Below are 12,077 nucleotides of genomic sequence, written 5' to 3'. Positions count from 1 at the left end.
CTTCAATTTGATGCATCTGCGAGAGCATGCTGAAATGACGCCGTCGCAAAAGACAAGGGCGACATTCTCCGCCTGTGATGCAACTTGTGCAGTGAGTGACTACCTTTTCCCCTCTGTGACACTTTGCTCTGGCGCATAACTTGCTAGCTTTTCGTGCATAAACTTGCAATCGGAGGGCAGGAATGCGCACGCTGTACATCATCAAAACGGGCAGTACGTTCCCTGCCATTCGCCAGCAGCACGGTGACTTTGAACAGTGGATGCAGGCAGGCCTGCACCCCAAACACGTGCTGCCAACCGAGCGCCCTGCCATGGCAGTCATTGATGCCGCAGCCAGTGGTCATGGCCCGCTTTGCTACCCCGAACCGCATGCATGCGCAGGCATCGTCATCAGTGGCTCTCACAACATGGTGACCGACGATGCCCCATGGATGCAGCGGCTCGCGCACTGGCTCCTGCAGATCTGCCATGCAGGCGTGCCGGTACTGGGCATTTGCTTTGGCCACCAGTTGCTGGCCAAAACGCTGGGCGGTCAGGTGGGCATGCACCCGGCAGGGCTGGAGCTGGGCACCGTACCTGTGTCGATTCAGGCCGATGTCTCACTGGACCCCATCTGGCAGCACATGCCCATTTGTTTTGAAGCCCATGCGGTGCACTACCAAAGTGTGCGCCGCTTGCCTGAAGGCGCATGCGTGCTGGCAGGCAATTGTCATGAGCCCCATCACGCGTTCCGCTGGCGTAGCAACGTATGGGGCGTGCAGTTTCACCCCGAGTTCAGCACCGGCGCCATGCAAGGCTACATCGACCATGTGCAGCAGGATCTGGCCAAAAACGGCTCCCGCTTGCCTGCGCAAAACCTGCGCTGCTCCGAGACACCCGATGCCGCACAGCTGCTCAACCACTTTGCGCGGCATGCGCAAAATTTCGCACGCCAGCCAGTCGCTTTTCAGCCAGTGGTTTGACCGTTATTTTTTCTGCGTGGCACCAATGCAAGCATCTGTCTGACGCGCACGGCAAGGCCTTGCTTCTAGAGTCAGTGCATTCAATGCAATGGAGCTACGCACATGATGTCCATACTGGGTACTTTGTTTGTCGGTTTGATCGTCGGCCTGATTGCACGCGCCCTGAAACCAGGCGATGACAACATGGGCTGGCTCATGACCATCGTGCTGGGTATCGTCGGTTCTTTCCTGGCCAGCTACGCAGGCGTTGCCATGGGCTTTTACCCCGAAGGAAGCACCGCCGGCTGGATTGCTTCCATCATTGGCGCCATCGTCGTCCTGTTTCTCTACAACCTCGTGCGCAGCAAAACCAGCCGCTAAGTCCCCCCGCAATTAACCCGTATCGCCAATGAAAATTCGCGACATGCACAGCGCCCCTTCGCTGGGGCACATGCCCAGCACTGCACAGGCACTCAGTCAGGCCGTTGAGCGCAGCCGCGCCAAGCTGCATCAACGCGCCTTGCTGGCGGGCGCAGCCAGTGCCGTACCCATCCCCGGTCTGGACTGGGCGGTGGATGCAGCCATTTTGTCCAAGCTGCTGCCCGATATCAGCAAAGAATTTGGCCTGACCCCGCAACAGATCGACGCCCTTGACCCCCACATGCGCGATCAGGTGCAAAAAGCGGTCGCCATGGTCGGCTCGGTCTTTATCGGCAAACTGCTCACGCGACAAATGGTCTTGCGCCTGGCGCGCACGGTGGGGGCACGCATGGGCACCAAGCAGTTTGCCAAGTTCATCCCCTTCGCAGGCCAGGCCATTGCCGCCACCGTCGGTTATGGCACCTTGCGCTATCTGGGCCAACGCCACATCAACGACTGCGTGCGCGTGGTCGAGCATGCCCAAAGCCTGCAAGCGGGCATCGTCACGCCTGTCAACGCTTGACGGTGCACGGCAAGCAGCGCCTGCATGACTGAGCCAAAGTCCTGCCTGAGGTATTTTTGGCAGAACTTTGCATGCACACTGCGCCGCTCAATGCTTAAATAACGCAATGCCCAGCACCCAATACTGGCTCATGAAAAATGAGCCCGATGAATACTCCATAGACCACGCACTCAACGCCCCTGATCAATGCATTGCATGGACGGGCGTGCGCAACTACCAGGCCCGCAATTTCATGCGCGACCAGATGCAGGTGGGCGACGGTGTGCTGTACTGGCACTCCAGCTGTGCAGAGCCTGGCATCCACGGCATTGCACGCATTGCAGGCAACCTGCGTGTGGACCCTACGCAGTTTGACCCGGCCGATCCCTACTACGACCCCAAATCGCCTCCCGACAAACCACGCTGGCTTCTGGTGGACGTGCAGGCAGTCAAAAAAACGCGCTATGTCTCCATCGCCGAGCTGCGTGAACACAAGGCGCTGGAGAACATGCGCGTGCTGCAGCGCGGCAATCGCCTGTCCATCACCCCGGTGACACCCGAAGAATGGCACTACATCATGGACACGCTCCTTAAATAAAAGAAAGCAGGCTCCAGCTATGCGCGGCATGTTTGATTTCAGCTCCTGGTCATCGCTTGCCACCACGGTACTGGGGCTGCTGCTGATGACGTTGATGATGATGGGCGTGCGCCTGCTGTTCATGCAAACCATCCAGAAACGCCGTGAACGTGAAAATCGCCAGATCAACGAACGCCTGCGCTCGCTGATGGCCGCCTACAAGACGCTGGGAGGCTCGTTCACCGGCAACCTCACCGTCAGCCCCTTGCATTTGCGCGAAGCACGTGCCACGGCGCAAGCCAGTGACCGAGCAGAAGACAGCCTGACAGATGCGCTCGAACCTGATGAGGACGATGACAGCGCCACCATCAGCGGCAGCTCTGAACGCCAGCGGCGCACACGCGATGCGGTAGAAGCTGCGCTGTCCGACATCATCTTGCTCGGCACCGAAGACCAGGTGCGCATGGCCGCGCAAGCGGCGCAAGACATGGTGACCGGTCGCCCCGTGCAAACGGCAGCCCTGGTGGCATCGCTGCGCCAGTTCATCCGCGCCGCGCTGTATCTGGAGCCCATTCCGCCAGACGTCAGCATTCCCAATCAAGGCCCTGTGCGCCCCAGCACCTCCGGCAGCGCTGGTGGCCGGCGCGGTGGCAATGCCGAAGGCAGCGCAGGCGGTGGCCAGCGCGCAGGTTCGGGTGGCGGTGGCGGTGGTGGCGGAGGTATGGGGTTTGGAATGGGCATGGGTACACGCCGCAACGAAGACACCCTCTGAGCGCCCCCTTTGAGCCCTCCTTTGTACGCCCTGACTGCGCCTTTTCCCGGTCTTTGGTACTTGACTGCGATTTCGTGTTCTGTGCGTCGTGTTTTTTGCGCCGTGTTTTTACGTCGTGTTTCGTGCGTCGCCTCCACTCCAAACTGGGGCTCAATAGGCGGTAGTAGCCATAGCTGCACTCAACCTATGGCTGAGCGGGCATCCGTGCCGCAAACCGCCACTGTGCTGACTGTAAAAATCACCTTGCCCCAAGCAAACACATAGCCAGACAGCCGCTATGCAGTAGGCTTGGAGTGTCAATTCCACAGAAACTGTACATTTATACAGTTTCTTTATTTTTAGCCTATGCAACGCCCTAACGCTTTTCCAACCGACCATGGCCAGACGCTTCTGCTCACCACAGAACAGCAGGCCATTGTGTCCAGTAAAGCGCCCTCGGCCATCATGGCGGCACTGGCTGGCACCGGTAAGACCACCACGCTGGCATGCAGCGCTGTGCAAGCACTGCGTACGCGCCCAGATACCCGCATTCTGGTGCTGGCCTGTTCCAAGTCTGGGGTGCAGGCATTCAAGCACCGGCTGCACATGCTGGTGCGCGACATGCCCCCCCAGATCCATGTCACCACGCTGGAGCGCTGGTGCGCCCGCCTTCTGCGCCAGCGCGATCCCGCCGTACGCTTTGTGACCGAGCCTGTCGAGCTGCGCCAGCAAGCCAAAAAGGCGCTGCAACTGCTCGAAGAACAACTGCAGCGCCAGCCTGATGAGCTCATCAGCATGCCCAGCGAAGTCGACATGCAGGCATTTTTGGCGTTCAATCGCGCGGCCAAAAAATCAATGCTGCTGCAGCAACTGCGCCAGGAAGGCTGTGAACTGGTGGAGTTTTGTGAAACGCACCTGCTCGACTACACCCAGGCGCGGCTGTTCATGGCCTATGAGCGTTTGCGTATCGACCACTGCGGCGATATCAGCTACTACGCCGAGGGCGACTGCACCTACGCGCTGGCGCAGGAAGATGGCGACACTTTGCCCGCCCCCTACGACCTCGTGCTGTTTGATGAAATGCACGACCTGGATCTGACCTCGCTGACAGTGCTGCGCCAGATTTTGAGTGCCAGCAACGCCAGATTCTTGGGCGCGGGTGACTTTAACCAGCACATTGAAGCCCAGGCATGGTCTGTCTTTCAGGACAAGCTGCACCAGCTGGCTGACTTTCTACCCCAGGCCACCGAAAGCCTGCCCCTGACCCATTCACGCCGCTTTGGCCCGCAAATCGCGCAAGCCGTGAACCGCTGGTTTGATGTGGACATGAAAGCCACCAGCAGCCGTCGCAGCACAGTCACCAGCTGGACCTACGAGAGCGATGCGCAATGCATCAGCCAGCTGCTGCAGGCGCAAGCCTCCATCGTGCAGCCCGCTGGTGCGCAGCGCCTGCCACTGACTGTCATCTTGCGCCACCCCCATGAAGCCACAGCGCTGGAATGGGCGGTGCATGCCGCAGGCAAAACAGTCAGCGTCCATGGTTTTCAACCGTTTTATCTGCAACGCGAGGTGGCACTGCTGCTGGGCTTGCTGTATGCCCATGGCATGCAGGCGAGCGACTGGAAAAGCAGTACCTGCATCCTGGGCACAGACATTCTTTCGGCATTTATCGATGGAGCCCTGTACTTTGGCAAAGGCAGCGTCGATGCACGCCAGCAAGACAGTGAACTGACCACCATGGCAGAGCAAATGCACGCCCACCCGCAAGGCATCTGGCGTTTCTTGATTGGGCAAACCAGTTTGCAGGGCGGCCAGCGCAACTTTGCTGCGTTTGGCAGCTTTCTCGCCTTGCCGCTGGCCCTGCAAAACAATGCCAAGGCCCTGCTGGAGCAGGCAGATATCTGGGGCCTGTTCGCCGCCACCCCCATGCCTCATGATGAAAAAGAGCGCCTGCAAGCAGGCATCCAGAGCTTTATGCAGGCCATCACAGGCATGTCTGTATCGCAAGTGCTTGAGCAAGTAGCTGGTATGGCGCAGCGCTATCAAAAAACGCTACGCTATGGCCCAGGCTTTGATTTCCAGCTGCTCAGCATTGAGCAAGCCAAGGGACAAGAGTTTGAATGCGTGGCCCTGCCATTTTTGGAGCCCGGCCGCTTTCCGGCACCCGCGCCCAGAGAAATTGCTTTTCTGGAGCGCAACCGCCTCTATGTCGCCATGACACGTGCCAAACACCGGCTGTGGCTTTTGGAGCATGCCACTCGCCGCATTCAAGCGTTTGACCATTGACGCCGTGCTCAAGCCGTGCACCAGCCCTGCACAGTCACTGCCAGGCTGCGTAAACTGAGTTTTTCCCCAGATTTTTTTTTTGACAGAAAGTGTTCCCCATGGCCTTCGCCGACAACCTGCAACAACTGCCACCCATCGACCATCTGGCTGAGCTGCAACTGATAGATGCACAAGGCAACGTTGCCGCCACCATTGCCAATGTGCCGGGCAAAGCTGGCTCCGTGCGCCTGTATGCAGCATTGGCTGCCAAGCATGGCCGTATCAACGTAGCGGCAGCCCAGGAAGGGCTGGAGCTTTTTGCGGAACACACCGAGTCCGCACGCCAGCACCCGGGCAGCCACCCCAATATTGACCGCCTGCTGCAAGTCATTGCCTCTGGCCAGACCTACGACGTCAAACTGATTGCCCGCTGAACAAGCCCCCCCTGCCCATACAGTGGCTGGTGAAGCCGCATGCCTTGGCACTGCATCACCAGTCACCGCATCCGGTGCAGGGGCGAGTCAGGCGGATTACGTAACTTGCGCCTGAAGGCGCTCCGTTCAACGCCACAGCGTTGAGTGCTGCGTTCAAGACAAACACCATGCACCTGCACATTCGCAACGAACAGCCCCAGGACATTGCCACCATCACAGCGCTGACAGTGGCAGCTTTTGCAAGCGCAGCACACTCCAGCCACACCGAGCATTGCATCGTCAACGCATTGCGCCGCAGCCAGCAGCTGAGCGTTTCGCTGGTCGCCGTGCTCAATGAAGACATCGTTGGCCATGTGGCTGCCTCACCGGTCACAATTTCTTCTGGCGCTCAGGGCTGGTTCGGGATCGGCCCCATCTCGGTGTCGCCCAAGCACCAAGGTCAAGGCATTGGCTCGGCCTTGATGCAGGCTGCGCTGACAGAGTTACAGCAGCTGTGTGCAATGGGTTGCGTAGTGCTGGGCGAACCCGGCTACTACAGCCGCTTCGGCTTTGCCGTTCACCCGGGGCTTGAGCTGCCCGGCGTTCCCCCTGAATATTTTCAGGCCCTGTCTTTTGGGCCTGCATTACCCCAGGGCACGGTGCAGTACCACGCAGCGTTTGAAGCCACCGCGTAAACCGTCACCGGCACTGCAATGCATTTGGCACTGTACTGCTGCGTGCACGGCCAAAGAAAAAGCCCAGTACGTTTTCACGAACTGGGCTTGAAATTTTGGCAGGGGAGGAAGGACTCGAACCCTCGCATGCCGGAATCAAAATCCGGTGCCTTAACCAACTTGGCGACTCCCCTACGGTGTGCGGGCCTGAATGAACATACCTGCACGAATCTGGCAGGGGAGGAAGGACTCGAACCCTCGCATGCCGGAATCAAAATCCGGTGCCTTAACCAACTTGGCGACTCCCCTTGAGAAGCAGCGATTATGCCGTTACTTTTTGGGAGAAAAAATGAAAAACAGCAAAATTTGCACAGAAACCGCACTCGCTTGCTCACTTTTCAGCAAGCCCGCACCTGCGGTGCACAATTTTTACGCACACCAGGCTGTTTAGCCCGCATTCCCGCAGTTTTCGCACCGGTCAGACGCATCACAAGCGAACTGTGCACGCAGTTACAAGCCTACGCGCCTATGCGCTTTCGCACAGCGCTTGTAAAGCGCCGCAAGCATGCCCATAACGGGCACGAATACATGGCGCTGGCCTGCAACACTTGCTGACACCCTCTGTCTAAACTGGTGGCCATGGAAACTTTGCTGACGGCCGATTTCTGGTTCGGCATCTTCAAGATCATCTGGATCGACGTCATCCTGTCTGGCGACAATGCCGTCGTCATCGCCCTGGCAGCCCGGGCGCTGCCGCCGGAGCAGCAGCGCAAGGCCATCTTGTGGGGGTGTGGCTTTGCCATCGTGATGCGCATTTCGCTGACGGTGGTCGCCGCCAAGCTGATGCAGCTGCCCTTGCTGGAAATTCTGGGAGGCGCCCTGCTGCTGTGGATTGGTGTGGGCCTGCTCAAGGGCGAAGAAGCCGCCGACGCCACATCCGGCAACGGCAAGCCCAGGGGCAGCATCTTTGTGGCCATTCGCACCATCTTGCTGGCCGATCTGGTCATGTGTCTGGACAACGTGATCGCTGTCGCGGCCACAGCGCAAGGCGATATGCGCTTGCTGATCTTTGGTCTGGCCCTGAGCATTCCGCTGGTGCTGTTTGGCTCGACCCTGATGATCAAGCTGATGGAACGCTTCCCCTGGATCGTCATGCTGGGGGCCGGCCTGATTGGCTGGGTTGCAGGCGAGACCATCGTCAACGACCACCTGCTCACCTCCGTCAGCCAGCAATACCCTGCCCTGCGCTATATCGCCGCAGCCTGTGGTGCGGCCTTTGTACTGGGCCTTGGCCACTGGCTTCAGCAGCGCAAGCGAGCATCCTAGCGCTCGCCCTGCCATAAAAAACACCGGCAAGCAGTTGAGCCTGTCGGTGTTTTCAAAGAAGGTATCAAGCGATGCTGGATGCACAGCCGTCTTTCTTTAGCAGAAAGAAAGCTTGACCAGTGCCGCTTTTTCTTTCTCTGCAATGTTCTGCGAAAACTGTTTCAGTGCAGCAGATCTATAAAAGTCACTTGAAATAAATTACATAAGCCTGAAAAAAAGTGCTCACACAGCCTCACTTTAATTCTTCTTAAGATGGCAGGTTTGGCACACTTGAGCGAAAGCTAAGGTCGCAAAGCCTCCGGTCCTCCTTCTGCATTCAGCAGAAAAAGATAGCGGGGTTGCAATTTTCAGGAATGCGCACTACACGGTGCTGAGACACTCCGGGCAATACTGGAGCGACAGTGGTGATCCTGCGAATTCGTGGCCTTGATTTTTGCTGATAAACGCAAGCACATGGTTGTATGCATTCCCAATGCTTGCTCTCAAACCACAAAGAAAATCAAACACTATGAAACAGCACGCAGGCGAGTATCTAAGCTTTCAACTCGGTGGTGAGCAATATGGCATCGATATTCTGAAAGTTCAGGAAATTCGAGGGTATGAAACTTGCACCCGTATCGCCAATGCCCCGGCCTATATACTGGGCGTTTTGAATTTACGCGGAACGATTGTCCCGATTGTGGACTTGCGCATCAAGATGGGCATTTGCACTCCCGCGTATGACAACCAGACTGTCACGATTGTGCTCAATGTGGCAAATAACGTGGTGGGCATGGTGGTGGACGCCGTGCAAGACGTGGTGGCCCTGAAAGCCGAAGAAATCAAGGCTGCACCCGATTTTGGCAATGCGGTTGCCTCACAGCATATTGTCGGGATCGCCACCATCGCCCAGGCTGACATCACCCGCATGCTGATTTTGATGGATATTGAGCAATTTATGACCAGCGCTGAAATCGGTGTCATCGCCCAATCTTCTACCGCTATTTCTGAATAACAAATCAAAAATTAGATTTTGCAAAAAATACTGAGACAGTCATGAATAATTTAAAAATATCGCACAAATTAAATTTGGGCTTTGCCCTGGTAATTCTGGTTTTCTTGATTACTGCCGCAACAGCAGCTTGGCAGGTAGAAAAAGTATCCCAAGCCACGAGCGTGATGGAGCGATCTTCGGAACTGCTCAAAATTGCCAGCGCCTGGCAAGGTGATGTGCGTCAAAACTCGGCCCGCTCTTTGGCCGTGGGTTTTTCTGATGGCAATGCCATGCTGGATTTCTTCAAAGAAGCCATGGCATCCACCTCGCGCTCGACCGACGAAAAGCAAAAAGCCTTCTTGAGCGCCGCGCAGGACAGCCCCGCATCGCTGCAGCGCGCCCAGAAAGTGGGTGATCTGCGCAAGGTCTGGCTGAGCACCCGCGAAGAGGTCAACCAGATGCGCATCGCTTCGGATAACCAGACCGTGCAGAACTTTGTGCAGACTAAATTTATCCCTGCCACGCAAGCCTATATCGAGGCCACACAAGAGATGGTAGATGGTGAAGCCAATGCCGTGGCTACCGCCGAGCATGAGGTCAAATCCATGTTCAGTCAGCTCTACCAGATGGCTTTCGTACTGTGCTTGCTGGCCGTGGCGCTGGCTGCCCTCATCAGCTGGCGCTTGTCACGCGGCATTGCCAAGGGCGTGGAAGGTGCCCGTGCCATTGCCCAGCGCATTGGTGCAGGCGATTTGAGCCAGGAAGTACAAATCCACAGTGGTGATGAGATTGGCCAGCTGCGCAGCGCCTTGCGTGACATGCAAAACAACCTTTCTCAGGTGGTGCGCACCGTACGCCAGGGCTCGGACAATGTGGCCACCGCCAGCTCGGAAATCGCACAGGGCAACCAAGATCTGTCCGCCCGCACCGAAAGCCAGGCCTCCGCACTGGAAGAAACTTCTGCCTCAATGGAGCAGCTCGGCTCCACCGTCAAGCAAAACGCCGACAACGCCAGGCAAGCCAACCAGCTTGCACAAAATGCCTCCAATGTGGCGGTGCAAGGCGGTCAGGTCGTGGCCCAGGTAGTGGACACCATGAAGGGCATCAGCGAATCCAGCACCAAGATTGCCGACATCATCAGCGTGATTGACGGCATTGCCTTTCAGACCAACATTCTGGCGCTGAATGCGGCCGTGGAAGCCGCACGCGCTGGTGAGCAAGGCCGTGGCTTTGCGGTGGTGGCCGGTGAAGTGCGCAGCCTGGCAGGCCGCTCTGCAGAAGCCGCCAAGGAAATCAAAAACCTCATCACGGCCAGCGTCCAGCGCGTAGAGCAAGGCACCGCCTTGGTCGATCAGGCTGGCACCACCATGAACGAGGTGGTCAACAGCATTCGCCGCGTGACTGACATCATGGGCGAAATCAGCGCAGCCAGCTCAGAACAAAGCGCGGGTGTGGCCCAGGTGGGCGAAGCAGTGACCCAAATGGATCAGGCCACCCAGCAAAACGCGGCCTTGGTCGAAGAGATGTCTGCCGCCGCCACCAGCTTGAACGGCCAAGCTCAGGATTTGGTGCAGGCTGTCGCTGTATTCAAGCTGGCACACACTGGCAGCCTGAGCGTTCAGCCACAGCCACAACCCCAGCGCAGCACCAGCGCAAATGCGCGCCCTGTCATGGCACCTGCCACCGCAAGCGTGGCACGCCCTGCCCCTGCCGCCGCAGCGGCCAGAAAATCAGCGGCACCCGGCTTGCCAACACCCGCCACGTCTAAAGCCCCAGCCCCAGCACCAGCAACTGCGGCTGCCAGCCATTCCAACGACGAATGGGAAAGCTTCTAAAACCCTTGCGTAGCAGCTGGTGCATCAGGTGCAGCGCTTGAACCACAAGGTTTAAGCACTCAAAACCCTTGCACTCCATTTAGCAAATGGGCGCTAAAAGCTATTAAATTCAATCCGCTGACCACAAAAAAAGCCAGTCACAGAACTGGCTTTTTTGCGGGCAGGCCCTGGCGCTGCGGCCACGCCTTTCAGCTTGACGCAGGCAACTTGCCGTCACGCAGCATGACGTGCACCAGTTTCACCAAGTACTGCACTCCCAATGGCAGAACACTGTCATTGAAGTCGTACTTGGGGTTGTGCAGCGAGGCGCTGTCTTCCCCGTTGCCCAGCCAGATGTACACGCCCGGGCATGCCTGCGCCATGAACGAAAAATCCTCTGACGCCATGCTGGGCTTCAAGTCGCGGCGCACATGGCCTTGACCCAGTACCTGCTCAAGCACATCGGCGCACACCTGCGCATGCACCGGGTTGTTGATGGTGGCGGGGTAGCTCACGCGGTAGTCCAGCTCGGCATGCAGTCCATGCAAAGTGCAGGTGGCGTTGATGGCATCGCGAAAGCGCTGCTCAATGCGTGCGCGCTGCTGCATGTCAAAACAGCGCACCGTGCCGCGCAGCTTGATCACTTCGGGCATCACGTTGTAAGTGTCCCCCGCGTTAAAGCTGGTCACACTCAGCACGGCAGGCTTGTGCACCTCTTGCTCACGTGCAATCAGCGCTGGCAAATGTGTCACCAGCTGGCATGCAGCCAGCAAAGCGTCTTTACCCAGATGCGGCATGGCCGCATGGCAGCCCTTGCCCGTCAGGCTCAGGTCAAAAATATCAAACGCTGCCATCACCGCTTCGTCATGCACCGCGGCAGTCCCCGCAGGCAGGCCCGGCCAGTTGTGCATGCTGTAGACGGCCTGCATGGGAAAGCGATCGAACAGCCCCGCTTCAATCATGGCGCGAGCGCCACCTTCGTTTTCTTCAGCAGGCTGAAAGATAAAGTGCACCACGCCAGCAAAGTCCGGGTGCGCCGCCAGTGTCTGGGCAGCACCGAGCAGCATGGTGGTGTGACCATCGTGGCCACAGGCATGCATGCGGCCTTCGTTGACTGACTTGTGCTCGCAACTGTTGAGCTCGTGCACATGCAGCGCATCCATGTCGGCGCGCAGCCCAATCGATGGGCCTTGTCCGCGTGCACCACGCAGCACGGCCACCACGCCAGTGCCAGCCAGTCCGGTATGCACTTCCAGCCCCCAGCCCTTGAGCAGCTCTGCCACACGTGCGCTGGTACGGTGCTCCTGAAACGCAGTTTCAGGGTGGCGGTGAAAATCATGGCGCCAGGCCTGCAGGGTCTCCTGCAAGGGCCAGTTCAAATCGTTGTCAGCATGGTTCATGGCTTCGACCTTCTTGTATCG

12 protein-coding genes, 2 tRNA genes and 1 riboswitch are annotated in these 12,077 nt (G+C 58.0%); of the genes, 11 read left to right on the top strand and 3 right to left on the bottom strand.

Annotated features, from left to right (window positions below; genetic code table 11):
• Nucleotides 1-182 precede the first annotated feature (182 nt).
• From H9646_RS02300 to H9646_RS02265, 8 genes are all read left to right on the top strand, one after another.
• Nucleotides 183-962: a glutamine amidotransferase gene (locus tag H9646_RS02300; RefSeq protein ID WP_191721696.1), complete on the top strand. Its 780-nt coding sequence runs from the start codon at nt 183-185 to the stop codon at nt 960-962.
• A gap of 102 nt (nt 963-1,064) precedes the next feature.
• A complete protein-coding gene (locus H9646_RS02295) occupies nt 1,065-1,322 on the top strand; it encodes a GlsB/YeaQ/YmgE family stress response membrane protein (protein WP_191721695.1) in 258 nt (85 codons plus the stop codon).
• 28 nt (nt 1,323-1,350) lie between these two features.
• Nucleotides 1,351-1,884, top strand: coding sequence for a hypothetical protein (locus H9646_RS02290; RefSeq protein WP_225213920.1), 534 nt, complete (start codon nt 1,351-1,353; stop codon nt 1,882-1,884).
• A 106-nt stretch (nt 1,885-1,990) separates the two neighbouring features.
• Complete coding sequence (locus H9646_RS02285) at nt 1,991-2,461, top strand: EVE domain-containing protein (protein ID WP_191721694.1); 471 nt, start codon at nt 1,991-1,993, stop codon at nt 2,459-2,461.
• Nucleotides 2,462-2,480: 19 nt separating this feature from the next.
• Nucleotides 2,481-3,212, top strand: a complete 732-nt coding sequence (locus H9646_RS02280; RefSeq protein ID WP_191721693.1) for a hypothetical protein — start codon at nt 2,481-2,483, stop codon at nt 3,210-3,212.
• Between the two features lie 345 nt (nt 3,213-3,557).
• Complete coding sequence (locus H9646_RS02275) at nt 3,558-5,477, top strand: UvrD-helicase domain-containing protein (RefSeq protein WP_191721692.1); 1,920 nt, start codon at nt 3,558-3,560, stop codon at nt 5,475-5,477.
• A 98-nt stretch (nt 5,478-5,575) separates the two neighbouring features.
• On the top strand, nt 5,576-5,890 hold the full coding sequence (locus H9646_RS02270; protein ID WP_191721691.1) for a DUF2322 family protein: 315 nt from the start codon (nt 5,576-5,578) through the stop codon (nt 5,888-5,890).
• 167 nt (nt 5,891-6,057) lie between these two features.
• On the top strand, nt 6,058-6,564 hold the full coding sequence (locus H9646_RS02265) for a GNAT family N-acetyltransferase (protein ID WP_191721690.1): 507 nt from the start codon (nt 6,058-6,060) through the stop codon (nt 6,562-6,564).
• 96 nt (nt 6,565-6,660) lie between these two features.
• Here the strand turns inward: H9646_RS02265 and H9646_RS02260 are convergent.
• Nucleotides 6,661-6,737, bottom strand: a tRNA-Gln gene (locus H9646_RS02260).
• A gap of 38 nt (nt 6,738-6,775) precedes the next feature.
• Nucleotides 6,776-6,852, bottom strand: a tRNA-Gln gene (locus H9646_RS02255).
• A gap of 330 nt (nt 6,853-7,182) precedes the next feature.
• Between H9646_RS02255 and H9646_RS02250 the strand changes: the two genes are divergently transcribed.
• The 3 genes from H9646_RS02250 to H9646_RS18340 all read left to right on the top strand — a co-directional run bounded on the left by H9646_RS02250 (nt 7,183) and on the right by H9646_RS18340 (nt 10,677).
• Nucleotides 7,183-7,869 (top strand): TerC family protein, encoded by a 687-nt coding sequence (locus H9646_RS02250; RefSeq protein WP_191721689.1) that lies wholly within the window; start codon nt 7,183-7,185, stop codon nt 7,867-7,869.
• 253 nt (nt 7,870-8,122) lie between these two features.
• Nucleotides 8,123-8,215, top strand: a riboswitch (cyclic di-GMP riboswitch).
• Between the two features lie 162 nt (nt 8,216-8,377).
• Nucleotides 8,378-8,863, top strand: a complete 486-nt coding sequence (locus H9646_RS02245) for a chemotaxis protein CheW (protein ID WP_191721688.1) — start codon at nt 8,378-8,380, stop codon at nt 8,861-8,863.
• 164 nt (nt 8,864-9,027) lie between these two features.
• Nucleotides 9,028-10,677, top strand: coding sequence for a methyl-accepting chemotaxis protein (locus tag H9646_RS18340; protein WP_318244898.1), 1,650 nt, complete (start codon nt 9,028-9,030; stop codon nt 10,675-10,677).
• 188 nt (nt 10,678-10,865) lie between these two features.
• Here H9646_RS18340 and H9646_RS02235 read toward each other — a convergent pair whose 3' ends face one another.
• Nucleotides 10,866-12,056, bottom strand: coding sequence for a M20 aminoacylase family protein (locus H9646_RS02235; protein ID WP_191721686.1), 1,191 nt, complete (start codon nt 12,054-12,056; stop codon nt 10,866-10,868).
• Nucleotides 12,057-12,077: the final 21 nt, after the last annotated feature.

The sequence above is a fragment of the Comamonas avium genome, assembly GCF_014836675.1.
GTDB lineage: Bacteria > Pseudomonadota > Gammaproteobacteria > Burkholderiales > Burkholderiaceae_C > Comamonas > Comamonas avium.
This window is presented reverse-complemented; position numbering and strand designations above follow the sequence as displayed.

Bases quoted from the DNA above. Each gene is read 5' to 3' on its own strand.
- H9646_RS02300 (WP_191721696.1), top strand. From the start codon at position 183: ATGCGCACGCTGTACATCATCAAAACGGGCAGTACGTTCCCTGCCATT.
- H9646_RS02295 (WP_191721695.1), top strand. From the start codon at position 1,065: ATGATGTCCATACTGGGTACTTTGTTTGTCGGTTTGATCGTCGGCCTG.
- H9646_RS02290 (WP_225213920.1), top strand. From the start codon at position 1,351: ATGAAAATTCGCGACATGCACAGCGCCCCTTCGCTGGGGCACATGCCC.
- H9646_RS02285 (WP_191721694.1), top strand. From the start codon at position 1,991: ATGCCCAGCACCCAATACTGGCTCATGAAAAATGAGCCCGATGAATAC.
- H9646_RS02280 (WP_191721693.1), top strand. From the start codon at position 2,481: ATGCGCGGCATGTTTGATTTCAGCTCCTGGTCATCGCTTGCCACCACG.
- H9646_RS02275 (WP_191721692.1), top strand. From the start codon at position 3,558: ATGCAACGCCCTAACGCTTTTCCAACCGACCATGGCCAGACGCTTCTG.
- H9646_RS02270 (WP_191721691.1), top strand. From the start codon at position 5,576: ATGGCCTTCGCCGACAACCTGCAACAACTGCCACCCATCGACCATCTG.
- H9646_RS02265 (WP_191721690.1), top strand. From the start codon at position 6,058: ATGCACCTGCACATTCGCAACGAACAGCCCCAGGACATTGCCACCATC.
- H9646_RS02250 (WP_191721689.1), top strand. From the start codon at position 7,183: ATGGAAACTTTGCTGACGGCCGATTTCTGGTTCGGCATCTTCAAGATC.
- H9646_RS02245 (WP_191721688.1), top strand. From the start codon at position 8,378: ATGAAACAGCACGCAGGCGAGTATCTAAGCTTTCAACTCGGTGGTGAG.
- H9646_RS18340 (WP_318244898.1), top strand. From the start codon at position 9,028: ATGGAGCGATCTTCGGAACTGCTCAAAATTGCCAGCGCCTGGCAAGGT.
- H9646_RS02235 (WP_191721686.1), bottom strand. From the start codon at position 12,056: ATGAACCATGCTGACAACGATTTGAACTGGCCCTTGCAGGAGACCCTG.